Source organism: Leisingera sp. M523 (assembly GCF_025141335.1).
In the GTDB taxonomy this organism is placed as follows: domain Bacteria; phylum Pseudomonadota; class Alphaproteobacteria; order Rhodobacterales; family Rhodobacteraceae; genus Leisingera.
In genome coordinates this window covers 1,260,741-1,281,332 of the sequence record NZ_CP081036.1, presented here as the reverse complement: position 1 = coordinate 1,281,332, position 20,592 = coordinate 1,260,741, and the positions used below count along the sequence as shown (strand labels likewise).

The window sequence follows — 20,592 nt, the reverse complement described above, 5'->3', positions numbered from 1 at the left end:
CAATAGGCCATGTCGAAATCACCGGACGCGTTCCGCACCATTAGCGAAGTTGCGGAATGGCTGGGCGTGCAGGCCCATGTCCTGCGCTTCTGGGAGAGCAAGTTCACCCAGCTCAAACCTGTAAAGCGCGCCGGCGGGCGGCGCTATTACCGGCCTGCGGATATGCTGCTTCTGGGCGGCATCAAGAAGCTGCTGCATGACGACGGACTGCCGATCAAGGAGGTGCAGGCGCTGCTGCGCGAACATGGCGCGGCGCATGTGTCCGGCTTTTCCCATTCGCTTGACGGCTCAGCCGCAGAGCGCCCCGAAGCCATACCGCCGGCCGATAGGCTTGGCGATGATTGGCAAAGCTCGCTGGAGCTGAGCCTTGACGCAGCCGCGCAGGATCCTGATCCGGGCAGCAATGTAGTCGGCTTCCCGCCCACGGCGGCAGCTGATGCAGCCACAGCTGAAACCAGCGCGCTGCCGGACAGCGGCCCGGCAGCTGCCCCCGAATCCGGCGCCGTTTCCGGCCCCGGTTCCGCCCCCAAACCGCAAAATCAGACGGACCCGGAGCCGCCCGCCGCTGACAACGGTGCAGAGGCCGGCACAGAACAGCCAACAACCGGCCCCGGCGAATCCCCCGTGGCAGAAGTCCCCGCAGACCTGCCCCTTACCAGCGCCCCGGAGCCCGAAGCCTCTGCCGCTTTGCCCGATGCTGATGCGCCTGACTCTGCTGTACCGCTGGATCTGCCCGCCGCTGAGACTGCTAAGGATGTCTCAGCCGATGCGTACAGCGCAGAGTCCTCAGTCGATCAGCCCGCCGCCACGGCACCGGAAGCTCCCGTACAGGACCGCCCCGCTGCCACGCCGGTGATTGAAGACCCCGCGCCTGCTGCTGCGGTTGAGATTTCCGCCACTGACGCCATGGCAGAGCCGGCCGCGCCAGTGATGGACAGCCTTGCAGAAGATCCTGCCGCAGCGGAGCCGCCGCAGACCGGTGCGGATTCCGCAGTCCCCCCAGCTGCCTCCCGCCCGGCCGGGGACCAACCACCGGCAACCAAGGCCCCGGACCTGCCTCTGGAGCAGCCGCCAGCAGAGCCAGAGGCGGCACCGCCTGCACGCGAAGCCGCGGCACTTGATCCGGGCACCGCAGCGCCAGAAGCCGAGGAGGCGCAGCCCGCCGCCACGGATATCCCAGCCGCAGTGCCGGGTCTGCCCCCCGAAGCGGCAATCGAAGAGCCGCAAGAATTTGTTTGGGAAGCCGATGCGGCTGCGAATCCGGAACCCGTTCCGGAACAGCCCGCAGTCCCGGAAGAATCGAACACCGCGCCAGCGCCAATGGCAGAGCCTGCCTCTGATCCCTCCGCCGCACCGCTGGACGAACCAGCCGCAGCGGCGGAACCGGAACAAGCCGCAGAGCCGATTGCAGAACAAGCGCCCGAAGCCGGGGCCGAATCGGCGGCCGGCGCCGCGCCGGCAGAACAGCCGGTCCCGGCGGAAGACTCCGTTTCCAGCCAGGCACCGGCGCCCGCAGAAGAACCGGCAGCTTTTGCAGCGGACGCCCCGCCAGCGGATCCCGAGCCGGCCGAAGACACGCTGGTGGCCGCCGCAGGCCTGCAGCCGGAAGAGCCGCTGGACTTCGGCTTGGCCCCGCCCGAGGCCGCCGCCGCGCCTGCTTCAGAAGCGGATCCCGCGATGTCTTTCCCGCCGCATGATCTGGACGAGGCCGCCCGGCAAGTGGATGCGCTGGAATTCTCCTCCGGCTTCGACCCTGCGGCCGAAGCGCCCCAGGACAGCACGGCAGAAACGGAAACGCCGGCACCTCAAGAGGCTGCAACGGAAACCACGGCGCCCGGCGCGCCAGCCCAGCCGCCAGTTCAGCCACCAGCCCGGCCTCCGGTGCCGCAGCCGGGTGTTCTGGCGCATCTCGCCGCCATTCGCAGCTTGCCGCCGCATGCATTGGGTGAAATTGCCGCCTGCGCGGAAGAACTGCGGGTCCTTACTGCAAGCAGCCACTGAACCGCAGTCCAGCCCGTTGCCCGCCCCGGGAAACGGCTGCCGCAGCTGGCCTGCGCCGCAACTGCTTTCCTCTGCTGACTTTCTTTGCGGCGGCGCGAAAAATATTGCCGCCCCCTCTTGCCCCTGCCGCCAAAACGGTTAGAAGGCTCCTCAACGGGCTATGGCGCAGCCTGGTAGCGCGTCCGTCTGGGGGACGGAAGGTCGCAGGTTCGAGTCCTGCTAGCCCGACCATATGAAAAACGCCCGGGTGTTCACGCACCCGGGCGTTTTCGTATCCAGCGCAGGGCTTTGCCGATTGCGCAGCGCGGCCAATTCGGCCAGCATCGCCGCAAAGCCGGCACCGAGGGGGACAGGACATGACAGGCGTATTGCCCAGCCAAACCATTGAAAAGATGCTGGATCACGGCGAAATCGCCGTCAGCACCCCGCTGGTCGAAGGCCAGGTGCAGCCCGCCAGCCTGGACCTGCGCCTGGGCAACGTGGCTTACCGGGTGCGTGCCTCGTTTCTGACCGGCCAGGGCCGCAGCGTTTCCGACCGTCTGACCGAGTTTGAGATGCACCGGATCAGCCTGGAGGGCGGCGCGGTGCTGGAAAAAGGCTGCGTCTATGTGGTGCCCTTGATGGAAAGCCTGGCGCTGCCAAAGGATGTCTCTGCGGTGGCCAATGCCAAAAGCTCCACCGGGCGGCTGGATCTTCTGACCCGCACCATCACCGACGGCGGCGAGGAATTCGACCGCATCAAACCCGGCTACACCGGCCCGCTTTATGCCGAGATCTGTCCCCGGTCCTTTTCGGTGCTGGTACGGCCCGGCATGCGGCTCAACCAGATCCGGTTCCGCACCGGCCAGGCAGTCCTCAGCGATGCCGAGCTGAAAATGCTGCACGCAGGCTCGCCGCTGGTTGACGGCGACGCGGTGATCGAGGATGGCCTGGGCTTTTCGGTTGATCTGAAATTGCCCGGCAGTGATCTGGTCGGCTACCGCGCCAAGCCGCATACCGGCGTGATCGACCTGGACCGGATCGGCGAATACGACCCGCAGGAATACTGGGAAGAAGTGCGCACCAAGGAGGGCCGCATCATTCTGGACCCTGGTGCCTTTTACATTCTGGTCAGTCGCGAAGCGGTGCATATCCCGCCCGCCTTTGCCGCCGAGATGGCGCCCTATCTGGCGATGGTGGGTGAATTCCGGGTGCATTACGCGGGCTTTTTCGATCCTGGATTCGGCCATGACGCGGCCGGCGGCACCGGCTCGCGCGGGGTGCTGGAGGTGCGCTGCCACGAGGCGCCCTTTGTGCTGGAGCACGGCCAGGTGGTCGGGCGTCTGGTCTATGAGAAGATGGCAGAAGTGCCCGAGCAGCTTTATGGCGCCGGGATTGCTTCGAACTACCAGGGCCAGGGGCTGAAGCTGTCAAAGCACTTCAAGACGCCTGCCTGATAGCAATTAGGGCAGCACCCGGCCCAAAAGCCGGGCGGTTACTTCACCGGCCCGCCGTCCGCCAGTTCCATCGTCGTGCCCGCCTGCACCGGCCGGTCCAGATGCGTCGACAGCACCGTATAGGTGCGGGTGGCACGCACACAGCCGACGTCGTAAATCCGCGCCAGCAGTCCCTCCAGCGCTTTGGGCGAGGCGACGCGGACCTTAAGGATCAGATTGGTATCCCCGGCTGAGCTGTGCACCTCCTCCAGCTCCGGCATCTCTTGCAGCGCCAAAAGATCCGTGGTCACGCCCCAGCCCTCGGTGTCCACATGGATAAAGGCCAACAGCGGCTTGCCCACTGCAGCGCCGTCCAGCCGTGCAACGGTTGCCTCGATGGCACCAGAGGCGCGCAGCCGCTTGACCCGCTCATGCACCGCGGGCGCCGACAGACCGACCTCCTGGCCGATGGCAGCATAAGACAGCGTCGCATCGGTACTCAGCGCGCCTAATATTCTTCGGTCCAAAGCATCCAGAACCCGGGCCGGCCCCGTATTCTTCCGAACCCCATCTGTTATTTCCGTTGCCATATCCAGCTGCCCTTCACAGAACGTCATTCAGCACATAGCAAAGTTACCTGAACATTTTTCAAGGTAAACCCATGCGAACCCCGATTCTGATCCTGATGAGCGCAATTGGCGTGATTGGTGCAAACTCCCTGCTGCTGTCGCCGGTGGTGACGGCTGTCAGTGAAACCCTGGAGGCCACCACAACAGAGGTGATGCGGGCCGCCAGCGCCTATGGGCTGGGAGTGGCCGCGGCGGCGCTGCTGCTGGCGCCAATGGCAGACCGCATCGGCGCCGGGCGGCTGCTGCGCGCAGCCCTCATGCTGCTGGCCGCTGGGCTGGCGGCCAGTGCCGCAGCAGCGGATGTCTGGTGGCTGATGGCGGCGCAGGCGGTGTGCGGGCTGGCAGCGGGCGCCGCCCTGCCCTCGATCTACACGCTGGCGATGGTGATTGCCCCCAAGGGGCGCGAGGCGCAGGTGCTGGGCTATGTGCTGGCGGGTTGGACGGTGTCGATGGTGCTGGGCGTCAGCGTCAGCGCCTGGGCCACCGATCTGGCAGGCTGGCGGGCGGTCTATGGCGCCCTGTCAGGCGTGGCGCTTGTGTTGTGGGGCGCGGCGCGCGCCTTGCGCGGGGCAGGCAGCCCCAGCGGCCAGGCAACCTCGCCGCTGACCGCGCTGCGGGTGCCGGGCATCACAGGCGGGTTGCTGGCCACTGCGCTGCTGATGCTGGGCTTTTACAGCAGCTATTTCTTCACTGGTGCCCATATCACCCAAGCACTGGGGCACAGCACCACCCAGGCGGGCCTGCTGCCGCTGTTCTACGGCATCGGCTTTGGCCTGGCGGTGCTGCTGGATCCGCTGCTGGATCGGTTGGGCCTGGCGCGGGCAACGCCGCCGGTGTTTCTGGGCGTCACTGCCAGCTATTTGCTGATGATGGTCTGGGCGGACCAATACATGCTGCTGCTGGGCCTCGCGGTACTGTGGGGGATCTGCCAGCATCTGGCGCTGAACCTGGTGGTGGCGCGGGTGACTCAGCTGGATCCGCAGCAGCGCGGCGCCATCATGGGGCTGTTCAGCACCGTGACCTACCTGTGCGTCTTCGCAGCCCCTTTTTGCGGCGCTGCGGCCTATGCCGGCTGGGGACTGGCGGGCTGCTTGGCCGTCTCCGCCGTGCTGTCAGCCTGCGCTGCGCTTGAGGCCTTGGGCCTGAGGCGCAAGCGGGTCAGCCCTGACGGCGCCCCGGCTTGACCGGCGGAATGCGCGAACTGCCCGCCTGCTGCGCGGGCGGTGCGCTGCGCGGCTGACCCTTGCCGCGTTTGGCAACCGCGCTGATGCCGGCATTAACGCCCGCATTGACTGCGCGGCTGACCAGCCGCCGCAGCACCATGTTGATGATCGAATTCAATGTCATGGCCTTGGCCCCGCTTTCTGACTGCCCGCGATCTTAAGGGTAAATTAAGACAATTCCGGGGCGCAGAACACCGCTAAACACCGCCGGGACAAAACACCGGCAGACACGATTGCGTAAACCGCGCCCTGAGGCGTCACTCTTCGAAAAGTTCCGCCTGTTCTTCCGGTTCCTCGTCGTCGTCGTCGCCCCCCTGGCCCATCGCAAAGGCCCCCGGCGGCGGCCGGTTCTCCAGCAGGCCCGCGGCGCGCAGTTCTTTCAGGCCCGGCAGGTCGCGGGCACTTTCCAACCCGAAATGATCCAAAAAGACCGGCGTCACCACAAAAGTCACCGGGCGGCCCGGCGTCATCCGGCGGCGGCCCAGGCGGATCCAGTCCATCTCCATCAGCTGGTCAATGGTGCCGCGCGACACCGACACGCCGCGGATCTCTTCGATTTCGGTGCGGGTGACCGGCTGGTGATAGGCAACAATCGCCAAAGTCTCAATCGCGGCGCGGCTCAGCTTGCGCAGCTCGGTGGTTTCCTTCTGCATCAGAAAGCCCAGATCGGGTGCTGTGCGGATCGCCCAGGCATCGCCCAGACGCACCACCCGCACGCCGCGCCCCTCGTAGCGCTTGCGCAGATGCTCCACCGCCTCGCGCGGGTTGCAGCCATGCGGCATCCGGCCTTCCAGATCGCGCAGGGTAACAGGCTCAGCGCTGGCAAACAGCACCGCCTCGACCATTCGCTCCTGCTCCGCCATCGGCGGCGCATCAAACAGCGTGTCGCTCTCTTCGCGGACGGGAGCGCCGTGGCTGTCCATAAGCTGGTCTTCCATCAGGTATCCTCGTTCAGACTGCGCAGCTGGATCGGCGCAAAAATCTCACTCTGGCGCAGCTCAAGCCTGCCTTCCTTCACCAGCTGCAAAGACGCAGCAAAGGTGGAGGCAGTGGCCGAGCGGCGCTTGACCGGATCGCTGTGCCAGCCGTCCGGCAGATAGCTGATCAGATCAGTCCAACCGCCGGTAAAACCCAACAGCTGGCGCATCCGCTCCAGGGCTTCTTCCATCGTAAAGACCGACTCCCGGTCCATCACAAAGGGGCGAAAATCCTCCTTGGTGCGGATCCGGGCATAGGCCTGCATCAGATCCAGGAGGTTGGCAGTATAGGTGACGGTCTTGATCCGGGCGACGCTTTCTTCTTCGCCGCGGGCAAAGAAGTCGCGGTCCAGCCGGTCGCGTGCCAGCAGCCGGGCAGAGGCATCGCGCATCGCCTGCAAGCGCTCGAGCTGGAACGCCAGGTGTGCCGCCAGCTCCTCGCCCGACGGCCCGTCTTCCGCCGGGTCGGGGGGCAGCAGCAGGCGGGATTTCAGAAACGCCAGCCAGGCCGCCATCACCAGGTAATCCGCGGCCAGCTCAATCCGCAGTTCCTTGGCCTTGTTGACAAAGGTCAGATACTGCTTGGCCAGCTCCAGAACCGAGATCTTGCGCAGGTCCACTTTCTGGGTGCGCGACAGGGTCAAAAGCAAGTCAAGCGGGCCTTCGAACCCGTCCACATCCACGATCAGGGCCTCGGCTGCCAGCCGCTCCTCTACCGTCGTGTCCGCGTCTGAAAAAAGTGTCTGCTCAGCCATAAACCTGCCCGCCCATGAGGGCGGCAAGTTCTCTTTCAGCGCTCAGAATGTCAAGGGCAGCAGGCGGGCGGCGGGCCGCCAAAGCGCGTTCTGCGCGGGTCTGCGCCGCCGCTGTCATGGCCCCTGCGGCCTCAGCCACCGCGATCCGTTCCTCCAGCGAGGCATTGCACAAAAGCACAACATCGCAGCCCGCATTGATCGAGGCGCGGGCATTGTCGGCCAGCGAGCCCTGCAGAGCCTTCATCGAGATGTCGTCGGTCATCACCAGCCCGTCAAACCCGATGCGTTCGCGGATCAGCCGCATCATCACCGGCGAGATGGTGGCGGGGCGGTCGTCATAGGCGTCATAGACCAGATGCGCGGTCATCCCCAGCGGCAGGCCGTTCAGTGCCTGGAACGCGGCAAAGTCGCTTTGCTCCAGCACGTCGGGGTGGCTCGCCACATGCGGCAGGTCCAGATGGCTGTCCGCAGCGGCGCGGCCATGGCCGGGGATATGCTTCAGCACCGGCAGCACGCCGCCATCAAGATGCGCATTGGCCACGGCACGGGCAATCCGGACAACCGTTGCGGCGCTGGTGCCATAGCAGCGGTTCTTCAAAAATTCATGGGTTTCCATGCAGGCGACATCGGCAATCGGCGCACAGTTGCTATCAATGCCCAGCGTATACAGCTCATGGGCGATCAGCCTATAGCGCAGGTACATTGCCCGCACGGCGTCCTCGCCCGCCAGCTGCACATGCTCCAGCGGCGGCAGCCAATTGCGCGCCAGCGGTTTGCGCAGCCGCTGCACCCGGCCGCCCTCCTGGTCGATGGTGATCGGGGCATTGCGGCCCACCGCCTCGCGGAAATCGCCGCACAGCGCCTGGATCTGTTCGACATCTTCCAGGTTGCGGGCAAACAGGATAAAGCCGAACGGATCGGCATCGCGGAAAAACGCCTTTTCGTCCGCGCTCAGACGCAGGCCCTCGGCGTCAAGGATGGTGGCTCCGTAAGTCATGCGGTCCTATCGCCCCCTGAAATGCGGGAGGGCAGCGCCCGGCCCGGGGTGAGTGCAAAGCGCCCGCCGTTTTGCCCCAGGCAAACCTCCGGTTTGACAGGGCGGTTCGGGCGCTGCCCGGCCTGACGGCCGGGCGGTTCGTTACCGTGTGGTTACCGGAATGCAGTCGGCATTGCCAGCCACCAGCGCCGAGCAGAACCGGCGGGCGTCCGACAGGCCGGCAAAGCCCATCGCCCGCAGCCGGTAGAAAGTCCGCCCGCCGCTTTCGGCGCGCTGAATCACCCGCTGCTTGCCCTCAAGATAATCCGCGAAACGGGCATGGATGCGGTCCCATTCGGCGCGCGCCACCTCCGGGCTTTCATAGGCGCCAAGCTGCGCCAGCCTTGTGCCTGCCGCAAGGGTTGCCGGATCCACATCCACGGTTCCGGCACGTGCTGCCGGTGCGGCTGCGGCCGGAGCCGGGCTGAACCGTGCGGGCCGGGCCGATGGCCGCAGCGAGACCTTGACCCCCGGCGCATTCAGAATTGCAGGCGACGGGACTGCCGCGGCAAGCGCCGGCTGCAGCGGTTCCGGCTGCACGATGGCAGGGGCCTGCGCCGACGCGGGTACCGCGGCGGAAAGCGGCTCGGCCTCACGCGCCAATTCGGCAACCAGCGCGTCGATATCGCCGTTCTGGAACGAGGCCACGGCCTCTTCGCTGACGCCGGGCACTGCAGGAACGCCGGGTTCAACCGGGGCCGCAGGCACGGCAGCCGCCGGCGCGGCCTCGGCGGCCAGCTCGGGCAGCGGTTTGTCATCTTCGGTCAGCTCAATGGCGGCCGGCGCCAGGGTCAGCCGGTCGGCAGGGGCTTCAGCGCTGCCGCTGGCGGCAACCGCGTTGACAGCCAGCCCCTGGTGATCCGCCTGCGAGCCGCCCGGCAGCACAGGCTGTTCGCGCATCGGTCCTTCGGCTGCGCGCACCACTGGTACCCCGCTGACATCCCGCATCACCAGCTTGTAGCCCCAAAAGCCCACCCCGGCGACCAGCGCAATCGACGCAACTGCCCCCAGAATGCTCAGCGATTTCGAGAATCGCGCCCGCAGCCCGGCAGGAGCAGCAAAAACGGCATAATCCTGGGGGCCATGGCCCTGCCCTTCGGGCTGATAGCCATAGGCAGGGTCTTCATAACCGTAATTCGGCTCGGCCCCTGGCCCGGAATAGTGCTGACCTCCGGAGTTCTGGCCCCCGGAGGTCTGGCCGGCATATTGCTGACCGGAATACTGCTGTGTGTATGTGCTTTCCGGGGCAGTGTCCTGTTCGTGACCGCTGCCTTGTGCATAGGCGCGGCCTTGGCCCGCCTGCGCAAAATACGCCATATTCCGCCTCACTGCCCGGTTTGGCGGCGCATGGGCTGCGCTGCCGCTGGGTCTCTTGAACTGCCTCGGTCCGGCGGACTGCGCGATTTATACCCGCAGAGGCTGGCGCCCCATTGGTTATCGCATCTCTTCTGCCGGTTTCACGCCAAGAATACCAAGACCTGCGGAAATGACAACGGAAACGGCCCGGGCCAGCGCCAAATTCGCATGTGTTGCCGATTGGCTGCTCTCCTTAACAAATCGTAAACCTTCGTTCGATTTGCCCAGATGGTACAGCCCGTGCAACTCAGACGCGAGATCATAGAGATAGAAGGCCACCCGGTGCGGTTCATTGCTGCGGGCGGCGATTTCCACCTGGCGCGGCCATTCGGCCAGCTTCTTGACCACTGCCAGCTGCGCCGGGTCGGCAATCAGGCTCAGATCTGCAGCGTTCAGCGTGGCATCATCGGCAGCAATATTCTGCTCCGCCGCCTTGCGCAGGGTCGAACAGATCCGCGCGTTGGCGTATTGCACATAGAACACCGGATTGTCCTTGGACTGCTCCAGCGCCTTATCAAGGTCAAAGTCAAAGCCCTGATCGTTCTTGCGGGTCAGCAGCATGAAACGGGTCACATCAGCGCCCACTGCATCCACCACATCACGCAGGGTGACAAAGGTCCCTGCCCGCTTGGACATCTTGAATTCCTGACCGTCCTTGAACAGCTTGACCAGCTGGCACAGCTTGATGTCCAGCGGCACACGGCCATCGGACAGCGCCGACACGGCGGCCTTCATGCGCTTGACATAACCGCCGTGGTCGGCGCCGAAAATGTCGATCAGCTCGTCAAAGCCGCGCTCAACCTTGTCATAGTGATAGGCAATGTCCGGTGCGAAATAGGTCCAGGCGCCATCGGATTTCTTCACCGCCCGGTCGACGTCGTCGCCGTGATCGGTGGATTTGAACAGGGTCTGCTCGCGCGGTTCCCAATCGTCGGGCTTCTTGCCCTTGGGCGGCTCCAGCACGCCTTGATAGATCAGCCCCTTGGATTGCAGCGCCTCCAGCGCCACCTCGATCTTGCCGGTGCCATAGAGGGATTTTTCGGAATAGAACACATCCATTTCGATGCCGAGCTGGGCCAGATCCTCGCGGATCAGCACCATCATTGCCTCGGTGGAGAACTCCCGCACATCCGCCAGCCAGACGTCCTCGCCCTTGCCGACATAAGCATCGCCCGCCTTGTCCTTCAGCGCCTGTCCCACTGGTTTCAAATAATCGCCGGGATAGGTGCCATCGGCAAAGGCCACGTCCTGCCCGTGCGCTTCCAGGTAGCGCAGGTAGACAGACCGCGCCAGCACGTCGACCTGGCCGCCGCCGTCGTTGATGTAGTATTCGCGGGTGACGTCATAGCCGGCATAAGCCAAAAGCGAGGCCAGCGCATCGCCGAACACCGCGCCGCGGGTATGGCCCACGTGCAGCGGACCGGTCGGGTTGGCCGAGACATATTCCACGTTCACCCGCTTGCCCGCACCCAGGCTCGAGCGGCCGAAATCCATGCCTGCGTCCAGGACCGATTTCAGAAGGTTCTGCCAGATGCCGGGCGCAAGGCGCAGGTTCAAAAAGCCGGGGCCTGCGACCTCAGCCGAGGTCACCCGCGCATCCGCGGCCAGCCTGGCGGCCAGTGCTTCGGCAATGTCGCGCGGCTTCATCCTGGCGGGCTTAGCCAGCACCATCGCCGCATTGGTCGCCATGTCGCCATGGGCGGCATCGCGCGGCGGCTCCACCGCCACATTGGCAAAATCAAGCCCCTCGGGCAGCGCGCCGTCCGCGGTCATCGCGGTCAGACTGTCAATCACAAGCGAGCGGATATCGGTAAAGAGGTTCATATCTGGCGTCCCATATGTTCAGCTCTGCGGATACCGGGGGCCAAAGGCAGGGTCAACAGGATTGCAGGGGCTGCCAGGGCCACCAGGCGCAGCGCAGCGGAAAATTCAAATTTTCCGGCCAATTTTCTTACTCAAGAAAATTGCGCCGCCATCCGCCGCGCCGGCCTCACAGGGTGGCGGTCTGGTCTTCCAAGATCTTGCCCCAGGTGAATATCTCATAGGACCGGAAAGCAGGCACATAAAACGGATCACCATGGATCAGGTGCTCCACCTCAATCCGGTCCTCGGCCTCGACAATCCACAGTGCACCGCAGAAATCGCCATCGGCGTCCGGCTTCAGCCCCCCGCCGATCCGCAGCTCCGGGTGATCCTTGACATAGGCCACATGGGCATCGCGCCGGGCTTGGCTGGCGCGTACATCCATCATCGCCGGCGCATCACGGAACATCACCGCCCAGCGGGTCAGCGCCGGCGCGGTCTTGCGGGTTTTCCGGGGCGCGGTCATGACAGCATTCCCTGAATGGCCGAGGCGGTGCCCCATTCAGTGATCTTGTAGGTGCGCAAAGAGGCCACGTAATAAGGATCCTGCAGGATCAGCCGTTCCACATCCTGGCGGGTCTCCGCCTCCACATTCCAGATCGCGCCTGGGAAATCCTGCATCGGCCGCATCGCCAGCGCGCCGCCGATCTGCAGCCCGGACCTGGACCGCACAAAGGCGATATGCGCCTCGCGCCGTTTCTTGTCGCCGCGCACCCGGTCCATTTCGGGCTTGTCCGTGAATGTGACGGTCCAGCGTGCCATGGCTTTTCCCCTTGCTGCTCCTTTCGCGGATAACGCCAACGCCCCGCAGCATCATAGGGCCAGATCATAGCACGGCTTACGGCCAATTCGGAAACCTGACTGAGAGCATTCCGCACCCCGAACACACAACAGCAGTCCGCGCCCGGCCTCGGGCGGGTGCAAATGCGCCGTCCCGCGGGGGAGGCCGGGCACAAACCGGACCGCAAGCGGCCCGGCCTGAAGACCTGCCGCACCTATGCCGGATGCCCCTCCGACTGCTTCGCACCGTCGCAAATCGCATACCAGCCCGGTTTCTCGCCCACAAACTCGTGGAAACTGTTCTTCGCTTCCAGCGCCCCATCCAGCGCGTTTGCGGCGATCGGAAAACTGGCGTCCTGCGACAGGATCTCGCCCAGCGAGCTGCCGCAGATCCCGCAGAAGCAACGGCTGTATCTATAGGGTGGCGCAGGCTGATACAGCGCCACCTCCTCCTTGCCGGCAATCCAGCGCAGGTCTTCCTTCTTCACAAACACAATGGCGCTGGCCCCCGCCTTGCGGCAGCGCGAGCAATGGCAGGTGCCCATCAGCGACGGCTGCGCCAGTAGCTCAAACTTCACCGCGCCGCAGCAACAGCTTCCCTCAATCATTCCTGCAATCCTTCCTATCAACCACCTGACAGGAACATTACGTGAACACAAGCTGGAAAACAAGCCGCACTCACCCGTTGCGCAGCGGCCGGCGGCACCGCATGCCCCGCTTGCGCCGCCTTAACCTGACTATGCGAAAGTCACTCCCAAAGCCACTCCCGCTGCAGCACATGGCGCGGGTCTGGCACCCCGCGCGCACTGGAGACCAGCCCCCCCCCCAAAACCACCTCCGCAAAAGGTGCAGGGGCGTCTGACTGATGAAGCTTTTGACCGGACCCGGGGCGCGCTTGCGTTCCGGCCTTCCCCTCCGCCTGTCGTGGCGGCGCCGCCATCCCTGCCCTGCCCTGCCCATTTCACGGCCCACAGGAACGACACAAGGAAAGGGCCGCAACAGACAAGACAGCCCCCAAGGAACACAAGGTGAAGCCCTCAGACCTCGACCTTCACCCCGATCAGCCGCTCATGCTGCTGCAGGGCGAAGCGGTCGGTCATGCCGGCGATGTAATCCGATACAATCCGCGCCAGCGCGGTGCGGTCCGGTGCAGCCGCGATATCGGCGTGCCAGCGCTCCGGCATGTCCTGCGGATTGTCCAGAAAGTAGGGAAACAGCGCCTCCACAACCTTGGCGACCTTGGCACGCTTCTCCATCACCGAGGGTGCGCGGTACATGCGGGTGAACAGGAAGGCGCGGATGTCTTTCAGCCCCGCCCAGAGGTCCGGCGAGAACTGCACCACTGGATAATCCAGCGCCCGCACATCTTCGACACTCTGCACAGCAGACTCCGCCAGCAGCATCCGGGCTGTGCCGATCACATCGCCGACCATGACCCCGAAAAAACGCCGCAGCGCCTCGTGCCGGCGGCGGTTCGGATCCAGTCCCGGATACAGCCGGTCCACCGCGCCATACGCCTTATCCAGCAACGGCAGCCGGGCCAGATCATCATCGCCGAACAGCCCGGCCCGCAGCGCATCGTGCAGGTCGTGATTGTTGTAGGCGATGTCATCCGCCAGCGCCGCCACCTGCGCCTCGGCGCTTGCGTGGGTGTGCAGCTCCAGATCCACCGCCGCGTTGCATTCTGCCAGCGCCCAGGGCAGCTCCCCCACCACCGGACCATTGTGTTTTGCAATCGCTTCAAGGGTTTCCCAGGTGAGGTTCAACCCGTCGAACTCGGCGTAATGGCGCTCCAGACAGGTCACAATACGAATCGCCTGGGCGTTATGGTCAAACCCGCCAAAGGGTTCCATCAGCCCGTGCAGCGCATCCTCACCGGTGTGGCCGAACGGCGTGTGGCCCAGATCATGCGCCAGCGCCACCGCCTCGGTCAGCTCCTGGTTCAGCCCCAAGGCGCCGGCAATTGTCCGGCCGACCTGCCCTACCTCGATCGAATGGGTCAGCCGCGTGCGGTAATTGTCGCCCTCATGTTCGACAAACACCTGGGTCTTATGTTTCAACCTGCGGAACGCACTGGCGTGGATGATCCGGTCACGGTCGCGCTGAAAAGGCGATCGGAAGGAGCTTTCCTCCTCGGTCACCTGCCGGCCGCGGCTGCGGTCCGGTGACGTGGCATAAGGCGCATGCATCTTAAATCTTTTCTCCAGCAAATCTTGCCGCTTGAATTGCACCTTCATATATAAAGCCTTGCGCTGCAACTAACGCTGTGGAGAAACCTGATGAACCTGCCCCCGAAAGTCACTGACCGCGCCTTTGCCCGGCTGGCCGAGATCGGCGCCGCGGACCAGGGCCAGGCGCTGCGCGTCGCGGTCGAAGGCGGCGGCTGCTCGGGCTTTCAGTACGAGATCGCGCTGGACGAGGCGAAACCCGAAGATCTGGTGCTTGAGGGCCAGGGCGAAAAGGTCGTCGTCGACACGGTCTCCCTGCCCTTCCTGGAAAACGCAGTGATCGATTTCACCGAGGAGCTGATCGGCGCCCGCTTCACCATCGAGAACCCCAACGCCACCTCCAGTTGCGGCTGCGGCACCTCGTTTTCGATGTGACCCGGCGTTCAGCCGGCACCGCGCATCATGATCCCGCCTTGCCGCCAGGCAAGGCAGCGCCCGCCCTCATCTCAAAGGGCGGGCGCTTCGCCCGCTTGCGGGGCGCAACTTCGCAGACGCAACGCTGACCCGGCGCTAAGGATCGGTCTGCAGCCGTCCCTGGCCACGCAGCCTCGGCAAGGCCGGGGCAAACTGATCCCAGACCAGATACAGACCGGACGCAATCACAATGGCGCCGCCGATATAGGTGGTGGCCGGCGGAAACTCGCCAAAGAAGACTGAACCGATAACCGCCATCCAGATGAATTGCAGGTTCATCAGCGGCGTCACCGCATAAGAAGCCATGAGCCGCAACGCCACCACCAGCAGCCAGCGCGCGCCGAACAACAAGAAGGCATAGGCCGCAGCCCACCCCACATCAGCAAGCGGCATCGGCACCCATACAAACGGCAGCGCCAACAGCATTGCGCCGCACAGCGTCAGGTTGGGATAGAACACCTGCGCCAGCGCGTTGCTTTCATAACGGCCGATAAACCGTGCCATGGTCATGGAAAAAGTGCCGGAAAGCACGGCCCCAAAGGCCACGAAATGGCCCCAGGATGCATGCGCGTCCGCGTTGCCATGCGGCAGCAGGAACAACACGCCGCAAAATCCCGCAGCCAGCGCAATCCAGGCCGCCGGGCGCACTGGCTCTTTCAAAACCAGACCCGACATGGCGCCGGCCAGCAGCGGCATCAGGCCGATAAAGACAAACACTTCGGCAAAGGGCAGCAACCGGAAGGCATAGAAGAAACAGACCGCAGCGACCAGCGTCGCCACTGACCTGAGCGTCATCGCCCGCGGGCAGCGGGTGCGGAAGCCGCCGCGCTGCGCCGGCAGCCGGTCCGCCAGCAGGCAGAACCCCACCACCATCGCGCCGGACAGCGCATAAAGCTGCGCCGCCGCATACTGGCCCGCCAGCAATTTGGTGATCCCGTCGGCCGAGGCGATCAACCCGGTATAGGCCACCACCAGCAGCGCACCGCCCAAGGCCTGATTGCGGGTGCCGCCCATCACGCGGCACCCGCGCTGCCCGCCCGGGCGAAACCTTCGAAAAATCCCGCGAACCTTGCACAGCTGCGCTCTGCCGCGGTGAGCAGCCCGTGCTCCTCCTCGCTCAGTACAGCCTCGGCGCGCGCTTTCACTGCGCTCCAGCTGTTGCGCGCCATCCCGGCGTCGAAAACCGCTTCTGACAGGCTCCTCAAAATGCTCCCTCCCTGCTGCGCCGACACATGCACCCCGCCCATCGGGACTGCCTGCCGAAAGGCCGGACGCCCGGACGTCAGCATGAGCCAGTTGACCACAAAATACTCGTGATACGCATCCTGATGTCCATAAAATTCTCCTTTAGCGAGCATATAGGCCGAAACCTGCCGGTCAAGCCACGCCTCCCAGGCCGCAGGCGGCTGCTGGCCGGCAAACCGCAGCGCGATGCAGATCTCTGCCAGCAGGTCGGCATTCTGATCCAAAAAGGCCACCAGACCGGCAAATTCCAGACTGGTGAGCGCCGCCTCCGGCAGGTCCGGATCACGGCGGCCGTATTCAGAGAGATAGAAAACAATATGGGTCAGCTCGTAAGCTGCTTTCTTGTTGGGAATGGCAAAGGTCTGCGGGTTCGAAATGAAACCGCGCAGCCGGTCGTCCAGCCCGTCGTCGATCAGGTCTATCCCGCGCCGCGCCAGCAGCCGCCGGGCCTCGGCGCGCTGCAAATCGGACAGCTCGGCCTGCGCCAGCCCCTGCTTGGACACCCAACCTGCCAGTTGCGCCCCGGTCTGACCCGGCAGGCCCAGGTCCTCCAGGTCCAGACAGATTGACAGGATAAAGCGGTAATACTGCCGGAAAAAACTGATATGACGCGCCGCACCATCGTAAAATTGCTGCAAGGGCTGCAGGGCATCAGCGGCAACATCCGCCTCGGTGCATTCCAGAATATTCAGCAGCTCGGCGTTCTCCTTGAGCCAGAAAACGTCCTCCTGGCTGCGCCGGTGCGTTGCGAAACCGGCAATCAGCGTCTCTTGCGCACAGGCCCGGGACTGGCGGGCGGCAGGAGAGAAAAACGGGATGATCTGGGCCATGGGAACCTCGTTCGGATAGATGCGGCGCGGTATCGGCGGCCCCGGCTGCGGGGCCGCCCAGGGGCAGGAGCCGGGCAGGAAAACCGGCCCTGCCCGGTTCAGCTGCCCGAGGAGAACAGCCGGGTGGCATCGCCCGCGCTGGTCCGTGCCGCCGTTGCAGGGGCAGAACCGGAAGAGAACAGATGCGTCCCCTCGCCCGCGCCCGTCTTGGCCGCGGCGGCCGGGGCTGAACCGGAAGAGAACATCTCCGTCAGATCGCCGGTACCTGTTTCGGCCTGCGCAGCTGGCGCCGAGCCGGAGGAGAACATTTCCGTCAGATCCCCTGCCGCGGTTTCATGTGCTGCCGCAGGAGCAGAACCGGAAGAATACATTTCTGTCAAATCCCCGGACGCAATCTCTGATTGATCCGCTGGCGCTGACCCTGAGGAAAACATTTGCACCAGATCACCTGCGGCGGCATCGCTTTGAGCAACAGGAGCGGAGCCGGAAGAGAACATCTCCACCAGGTCGCCAGCTGCTGTTTCGCTGCGGGCCGCAGGCGCTGAACCGCTGGAGAACAACCCGGTTTCCCCGCCAGCCCAGCTTTGCGCGGCCTGCGGCATGGACCCGGAAGAAAACAACGAAACACCCTCACCCGCAGTCAGGTCCGCGGAACATTCAGGTGCCGAACCAGAGGAGAACATCTCTGCCCCATCACCCTCAAACAGGCTGGCGCCTGCAGTTTGACGGGCTGCGTGGATGGTCTGGATTTTATGCTGAGCAGTCATTTGGAACCCCATTCATTAAGGACAAAAGGCTCCACAACGCTGGCACGGACACCGCGCAGCGCAAATAGAAAATGCAATTTCACATTGTATTTTCTAGTTCGGATTACATTAACTTCAACTCGCTATTTTTTGCGCAATTTCAATTATTTCAATTCATCCACAGCTTATTCACCGCGTTATTCACACGTATATTATTGCAAAATAAAGAAACTCAACCTGAGGGGTACTTTTCACCTGTGCAAAACAGCCATGATTCGCGGCTGCGCTAGTGATTCCCGAATCGTGCTTCGGGCTTGCCCCGCGACGCTGATTCAGCGATAGATCGGCCTCGGATAAAGCAATCTGTGCCGGAGGCAAGCCATGAAAATCGCCACATTCAATATCAATGGCATCAAGGCCCGGGCGCAGGCGCTGCCGGACTGGCTGGATGAAGCCCAGCCCGACGTGGCGGTGCTGCAAGAGATCAAATCGGTCGATGAGGCGTTTCCGCGCGAAATGCTGGAAGAGCGCGGCTATAACGTCGAGACCCACGGCCAGAAAAGCTTTAACGGGGTGGCAATCCTGTCAAAGCTGCCGCTGGAGGATGTGCGCCGCGGCCTGCCCGGCGATGACAGCGACGAACAGGCCCGCTGGATCGAGGCCACGGTGGTCGGCAAGCAGGCGATCCGCATCTGCGGCCTGTACCTTCCCAATGGCAACCCGGTTGAGCTGGAGGCGGACGGCAGCCCGGTGGCGGGCGGCAAATATGCCTATAAACTTGCCTGGATGGAACGGTTGAAGGCGCGTGCCGAAGCATTGCTGGCGGAGGAAATGCCGGCACTGATGGCCGGTGACTACAACATCATCCCGCAGGCCGAGGATGCCAAGCGCCCCGAGGCCTGGCTGGAGGACGCGCTGCACCGGCCCGAAAGCCGGGCGGCGTTTCAGCGGATCGTCAACCTTGGTTTCACCGAAGCCTTCCGCGCCCGGCACCAGGGGCCGGGGCATTATTCCTTCTGGGATTACCAGGCTGGTGCGTGGAACCGCGACGACGGCATCCGCATCGACCATTTCCTGCTGACGCCGCAGGCCGCCGACCTCTTGCGCGACTGCCAGATCGACAAGGATGTGCGCGGGCGGGAAAAACCATCGGACCACGTGCCGGTCTGGGTCGATCTGGACATCTGACACAGAGTGCCGCCCGCGCCGCGCATCAGCGCGGCGCCCGGCCCAACGCTTTCGGGGTCATTTCAGATGAACCCGAAATGGGGCGGGAGCCGCCCGCCGGCCCTGTCTCAGGCGGTGACGTCGTGGTGGTAGATCCAATCGAACTGGCTAACCATCTTGGCGGGTGCAAAGCGGCCGCCCAGCTTCAGCACCTGATGCGCAGGCCAGCTGAGCGGCGCGCGCAAGTGGTATTTCCAGGCGTTTTTGCCGGCCGCCTGCACTACCTTCTCGGCCCGCTCGCGGCGGCGGGACTGGTACACGGCCAAGCCGCGCGCGATATCCGGCGCTTCCTGCAGGGAGCGGGCCAGCACCCAGGCATCCTCCAGCGCCAGATTGGCGCCCTGCGCCATGAAGGGCAGCGTCGGATGTGCCGCATCGCCCAAGATGGCGGTGTTTTCGCCGTGCCAGCTGGCCGCCACCGGGTGACGGAACAGACCCCACAGCAATACATCCTCCACCGCTTCCAGCAGCGCAGCGGCAGGGCCGCCGAAACCGGAAAAGGCGGCGCGCAGGTTGGCGGGATCATCCTTGAAATGCCAGCCCTCGTCGGCCCAGGCGCGGCGTTCCTGCACCGCAACCAGGTTCATCAGACTGCCATCGCGCAAGGGGTAAGCCACCAGATGCCGCCCCGGCCCCATGAACACCTGCGCCTCGGCGGGCAGGTTCAGATGGTTGGGCACAGTGGCGCGCCAGGCCACCTGGCCAGTGAAAAAGGGCGTTCGTTCGCCGTTCAGCGCCACCCGGGCTTTCGAGTGCAGCCCATCAGCGCCCACCACCAGATCGCCGCCGCATTGGGCGCCATTGCTGAGGTGGACGACAGGCTGCAGGCCCGGTTCGACCCGCTCCGCCCGTTGCAGCAGCCGCACCTGCACACCGTCGCGGCGGGCGGCACCGGCCAGAATGCCGACCAGGTCGGAGCGGTGGACAAAGTAGTACGGATGCCCGGCTGAATATTCATCAAGATCCAGCCGCAGCACCTGATTGCCGCGCCGGTGGCCGCGCAGCACCACGGCACGGGCGCGCTGCGAGCACCAGGCCAGATCATCGGCCAGCCCCAGCGCCTTCAGCACAGCCACGCCGTTGGGAGTGATCTGCAGGCCTGCCCCCACTTCGGAGATCGCCTCGGCCTGCTCCAGCACAGTGACGGATGCGCCAAAGCGGCGCAGCGCCAGAGCTGCGGTCAAGCCGCCGATCCCGGCGCCGATGACGGTTATTTTCAGGCCTTTGAGTTCCATGGGCTCCCGCAGATTCTCCGCCTGCACCCAATGAAACAAAAAACGCCGGAGCAAAAGGCCCCGGCGTCATGAATTCGCGCGTTTTCGCTGCCAATGGCGGCGGTTAATCGTCGCGGTGGACTTTTTCGCGGCGCTCGTGGCGTTCCTGGGCCTCAAGGCTCATGGTTGCGATCGGACGTGCATCCAGGCGTTTCAGCGAGATCGCGTCGCCTGTCACTTCGCAGTAGCCGAATTCACCCTCGTCGATGCGGCGCAGGGCCGAGTCGATCTTGGCGACCAGCTTGCGCTGGCGGTCACGGGTGCGCAGCTCCAGCGCGCGGTCGGTCTCTTCGCTGGCACGGTCGGCAACATCCGGGATGTTGCGGGTGTTGTCCTGCAGCCCTTCGATGGTATCGCGGCTGTCGGACAGCAGATCCTGTTTCCATTCCAATAGTTTGCGTCGGAAATACTCAAGCTGCCGGTCGTTCATGAACGGCTCATCTTCAGCCGGTCGGTAGTCGTCCGGCAGAAACACTTCTTGCTTCATTTCGGCTCCTTCGGTCTGGCCCATAATGCTGGTCATAATTTGCACCTGAACATTTTGGCTCCCCCTCTGCCGCAGCGTTTATCCCCATCGGAAGGGAATGTCACTA

The 20,592-nt window shown here is 64.3% G+C and carries 21 protein-coding genes and 1 tRNA gene; 6 read left to right on the top strand and 16 right to left on the bottom strand.

The genetic code is table 11. From position 1 onward, the window contains the following. The first annotated feature begins 9 nt into the window (after positions 1-9). The 3 genes from K3557_RS06285 to K3557_RS06275 all read left to right on the top strand — a co-directional run bounded on the left by K3557_RS06285 (position 10) and on the right by K3557_RS06275 (position 3,437). Complete coding sequence (locus K3557_RS06285) at positions 10-2,001, top strand: MerR family transcriptional regulator (protein ID WP_259998472.1); 1,992 nt, start codon at positions 10-12, stop codon at positions 1,999-2,001. Positions 2,002-2,155: 154 nt separating this feature from the next. Further along, positions 2,156-2,232, top strand: a tRNA-Pro gene (locus tag K3557_RS06280). Between the two features lie 125 nt (positions 2,233-2,357). Beyond that, positions 2,358-3,437, top strand: coding sequence for a 2'-deoxycytidine 5'-triphosphate deaminase (locus K3557_RS06275; protein ID WP_259991552.1), 1,080 nt, complete (start codon positions 2,358-2,360; stop codon positions 3,435-3,437). A 38-nt stretch (positions 3,438-3,475) separates the two neighbouring features. Here K3557_RS06275 and K3557_RS06270 read toward each other — a convergent pair whose 3' ends face one another. Further along, complete coding sequence (locus K3557_RS06270; protein WP_259998470.1) at positions 3,476-4,033, bottom strand: Lrp/AsnC family transcriptional regulator; 558 nt, start codon at positions 4,031-4,033, stop codon at positions 3,476-3,478. 44 nt (positions 4,034-4,077) lie between these two features. Between K3557_RS06270 and K3557_RS06265 the strand changes: the two genes are divergently transcribed. Then, the gene (locus tag K3557_RS06265; protein WP_259998468.1) at positions 4,078-5,229 is read left to right on the top strand and encodes an MFS transporter; all 1,152 of its coding nucleotides are present in this window, start codon (positions 4,078-4,080) and stop codon (positions 5,227-5,229) included. On the opposite strand, the gene K3557_RS06260 is transcribed toward K3557_RS06265, so the two are convergent. From K3557_RS06260 to K3557_RS06215, 10 genes are all read right to left on the bottom strand, one after another. Beyond that, positions 5,204-5,392: a hypothetical protein gene (locus K3557_RS06260; RefSeq protein ID WP_129371212.1), complete on the bottom strand. Its 189-nt coding sequence runs from the start codon at positions 5,390-5,392 to the stop codon at positions 5,204-5,206. The genes K3557_RS06265 and K3557_RS06260 overlap by 26 nt on opposite strands. Positions 5,393-5,525: 133 nt before the next feature. Continuing rightward, the gene (gene scpB, locus K3557_RS06255; protein ID WP_259991545.1) at positions 5,526-6,206 is read right to left on the bottom strand and encodes an SMC-Scp complex subunit ScpB; all 681 of its coding nucleotides are present in this window, start codon (positions 6,204-6,206) and stop codon (positions 5,526-5,528) included. Beyond that, positions 6,206-7,000 (bottom strand): ScpA family protein, encoded by a 795-nt coding sequence (locus tag K3557_RS06250; RefSeq protein ID WP_259998466.1) that lies wholly within the window; start codon positions 6,998-7,000, stop codon positions 6,206-6,208. Before K3557_RS06250 ends, scpB begins: the two co-directional genes overlap by 1 nt. Continuing rightward, the gene (nagZ, locus tag K3557_RS06245; RefSeq protein WP_259998464.1) at positions 6,993-7,997 is read right to left on the bottom strand and encodes a beta-N-acetylhexosaminidase; all 1,005 of its coding nucleotides are present in this window, start codon (positions 7,995-7,997) and stop codon (positions 6,993-6,995) included. The genes K3557_RS06250 and nagZ overlap by 8 nt, the downstream gene beginning before the upstream one ends. A gap of 141 nt (positions 7,998-8,138) precedes the next feature. After that, positions 8,139-9,353 (bottom strand): SPOR domain-containing protein, encoded by a 1,215-nt coding sequence (locus K3557_RS06240; protein ID WP_259998462.1) that lies wholly within the window; start codon positions 9,351-9,353, stop codon positions 8,139-8,141. Positions 9,354-9,470: 117 nt separating this feature from the next. After that, complete coding sequence (gene argS, locus K3557_RS06235; RefSeq protein ID WP_259998460.1) at positions 9,471-11,216, bottom strand: arginine--tRNA ligase; 1,746 nt, start codon at positions 11,214-11,216, stop codon at positions 9,471-9,473. A gap of 166 nt (positions 11,217-11,382) precedes the next feature. Then, positions 11,383-11,721, bottom strand: coding sequence for a YciI family protein (locus tag K3557_RS06230; RefSeq protein ID WP_259998458.1), 339 nt, complete (start codon positions 11,719-11,721; stop codon positions 11,383-11,385). Further along, entirely contained in the window at positions 11,718-12,017 is a 300-nt protein-coding gene (locus K3557_RS06225) for a YciI family protein (protein ID WP_129371218.1), read from the bottom strand. Before K3557_RS06225 ends, K3557_RS06230 begins: the two co-directional genes overlap by 4 nt. A gap of 233 nt (positions 12,018-12,250) precedes the next feature. Next, the gene (locus K3557_RS06220; protein ID WP_259998456.1) at positions 12,251-12,643 is read right to left on the bottom strand and encodes a GFA family protein; all 393 of its coding nucleotides are present in this window, start codon (positions 12,641-12,643) and stop codon (positions 12,251-12,253) included. A gap of 429 nt (positions 12,644-13,072) precedes the next feature. After that, positions 13,073-14,224, bottom strand: a complete 1,152-nt coding sequence (locus tag K3557_RS06215) for a deoxyguanosinetriphosphate triphosphohydrolase (RefSeq protein ID WP_259998454.1) — start codon at positions 14,222-14,224, stop codon at positions 13,073-13,075. A 90-nt stretch (positions 14,225-14,314) separates the two neighbouring features. Between K3557_RS06215 and K3557_RS06210 the strand changes: the two genes are divergently transcribed. Next, the gene (locus tag K3557_RS06210; RefSeq protein WP_134830090.1) at positions 14,315-14,638 is read left to right on the top strand and encodes an iron-sulfur cluster assembly accessory protein; all 324 of its coding nucleotides are present in this window, start codon (positions 14,315-14,317) and stop codon (positions 14,636-14,638) included. A gap of 135 nt (positions 14,639-14,773) precedes the next feature. Here K3557_RS06210 and K3557_RS06205 read toward each other — a convergent pair whose 3' ends face one another. The 3 genes from K3557_RS06205 to K3557_RS06195 all read right to left on the bottom strand — a co-directional run bounded on the left by K3557_RS06205 (position 14,774) and on the right by K3557_RS06195 (position 17,519). Beyond that, a complete protein-coding gene (locus K3557_RS06205; RefSeq protein WP_259998452.1) occupies positions 14,774-15,691 on the bottom strand; it encodes a DMT family transporter in 918 nt (305 codons plus the stop codon). Next, the gene (locus tag K3557_RS06200; protein ID WP_259998449.1) at positions 15,691-16,752 is read right to left on the bottom strand and encodes a DUF6902 family protein; all 1,062 of its coding nucleotides are present in this window, start codon (positions 16,750-16,752) and stop codon (positions 15,691-15,693) included. Before K3557_RS06200 ends, K3557_RS06205 begins: the two co-directional genes overlap by 1 nt. Before the next feature lie 98 nt (positions 16,753-16,850). Next, the gene (locus K3557_RS06195) at positions 16,851-17,519 is read right to left on the bottom strand and encodes a DUF6749 family protein (protein ID WP_259998447.1); all 669 of its coding nucleotides are present in this window, start codon (positions 17,517-17,519) and stop codon (positions 16,851-16,853) included. A gap of 360 nt (positions 17,520-17,879) precedes the next feature. Between K3557_RS06195 and xth the strand changes: the two genes are divergently transcribed. Beyond that, on the top strand, positions 17,880-18,686 hold the full coding sequence (xth, locus tag K3557_RS06190) for an exodeoxyribonuclease III (protein WP_259998445.1): 807 nt from the start codon (positions 17,880-17,882) through the stop codon (positions 18,684-18,686). A 107-nt stretch (positions 18,687-18,793) separates the two neighbouring features. Here the strand turns inward: xth and K3557_RS06185 are convergent, their stop codons facing one another. After that, complete coding sequence (locus K3557_RS06185; RefSeq protein WP_259998442.1) at positions 18,794-19,960, bottom strand: FAD-dependent monooxygenase; 1,167 nt, start codon at positions 19,958-19,960, stop codon at positions 18,794-18,796. 103 nt (positions 19,961-20,063) lie between these two features. Next, complete coding sequence (dksA, locus tag K3557_RS06180) at positions 20,064-20,486, bottom strand: RNA polymerase-binding protein DksA (protein ID WP_259992589.1); 423 nt, start codon at positions 20,484-20,486, stop codon at positions 20,064-20,066. Between the last annotated feature and the right edge of the window lie 106 nt (positions 20,487-20,592).

Coding starts and splice junctions, on each gene's coding strand:
- K3557_RS06285 (WP_259998472.1), top strand. CDS start 10: ATGTCGAAATCACCGGACGCGTTCCGCACCATTAGCGAAGTTGCGGAA.
- K3557_RS06275 (WP_259991552.1), top strand. CDS start 2,358: ATGACAGGCGTATTGCCCAGCCAAACCATTGAAAAGATGCTGGATCAC.
- K3557_RS06270 (WP_259998470.1), bottom strand. CDS start 4,033: ATGACGTTCTGTGAAGGGCAGCTGGATATGGCAACGGAAATAACAGAT.
- K3557_RS06265 (WP_259998468.1), top strand. CDS start 4,078: ATGCGAACCCCGATTCTGATCCTGATGAGCGCAATTGGCGTGATTGGT.
- K3557_RS06260 (WP_129371212.1), bottom strand. CDS start 5,392: ATGACATTGAATTCGATCATCAACATGGTGCTGCGGCGGCTGGTCAGC.
- scpB (WP_259991545.1), bottom strand. CDS start 6,206: ATGGAAGACCAGCTTATGGACAGCCACGGCGCTCCCGTCCGCGAAGAG.
- K3557_RS06250 (WP_259998466.1), bottom strand. CDS start 7,000: ATGGCTGAGCAGACACTTTTTTCAGACGCGGACACGACGGTAGAGGAG.
- nagZ (WP_259998464.1), bottom strand. CDS start 7,997: ATGACTTACGGAGCCACCATCCTTGACGCCGAGGGCCTGCGTCTGAGC.
- K3557_RS06240 (WP_259998462.1), bottom strand. CDS start 9,353: ATGGCGTATTTTGCGCAGGCGGGCCAAGGCCGCGCCTATGCACAAGGC.
- argS (WP_259998460.1), bottom strand. CDS start 11,216: ATGAACCTCTTTACCGATATCCGCTCGCTTGTGATTGACAGTCTGACC.
- K3557_RS06230 (WP_259998458.1), bottom strand. CDS start 11,721: ATGACCGCGCCCCGGAAAACCCGCAAGACCGCGCCGGCGCTGACCCGC.
- K3557_RS06225 (WP_129371218.1), bottom strand. CDS start 12,017: ATGGCACGCTGGACCGTCACATTCACGGACAAGCCCGAAATGGACCGG.
- K3557_RS06220 (WP_259998456.1), bottom strand. CDS start 12,643: ATGATTGAGGGAAGCTGTTGCTGCGGCGCGGTGAAGTTTGAGCTACTG.
- K3557_RS06215 (WP_259998454.1), bottom strand. CDS start 14,224: ATGCATGCGCCTTATGCCACGTCACCGGACCGCAGCCGCGGCCGGCAG.
- K3557_RS06210 (WP_134830090.1), top strand. CDS start 14,315: ATGAACCTGCCCCCGAAAGTCACTGACCGCGCCTTTGCCCGGCTGGCC.
- K3557_RS06205 (WP_259998452.1), bottom strand. CDS start 15,691: ATGGGCGGCACCCGCAATCAGGCCTTGGGCGGTGCGCTGCTGGTGGTG.
- K3557_RS06200 (WP_259998449.1), bottom strand. CDS start 16,752: ATGGCCCAGATCATCCCGTTTTTCTCTCCTGCCGCCCGCCAGTCCCGG.
- K3557_RS06195 (WP_259998447.1), bottom strand. CDS start 17,519: ATGACTGCTCAGCATAAAATCCAGACCATCCACGCAGCCCGTCAAACT.
- xth (WP_259998445.1), top strand. CDS start 17,880: ATGAAAATCGCCACATTCAATATCAATGGCATCAAGGCCCGGGCGCAG.
- K3557_RS06185 (WP_259998442.1), bottom strand. CDS start 19,960: ATGGAACTCAAAGGCCTGAAAATAACCGTCATCGGCGCCGGGATCGGC.
- dksA (WP_259992589.1), bottom strand. CDS start 20,486: ATGAAGCAAGAAGTGTTTCTGCCGGACGACTACCGACCGGCTGAAGAT.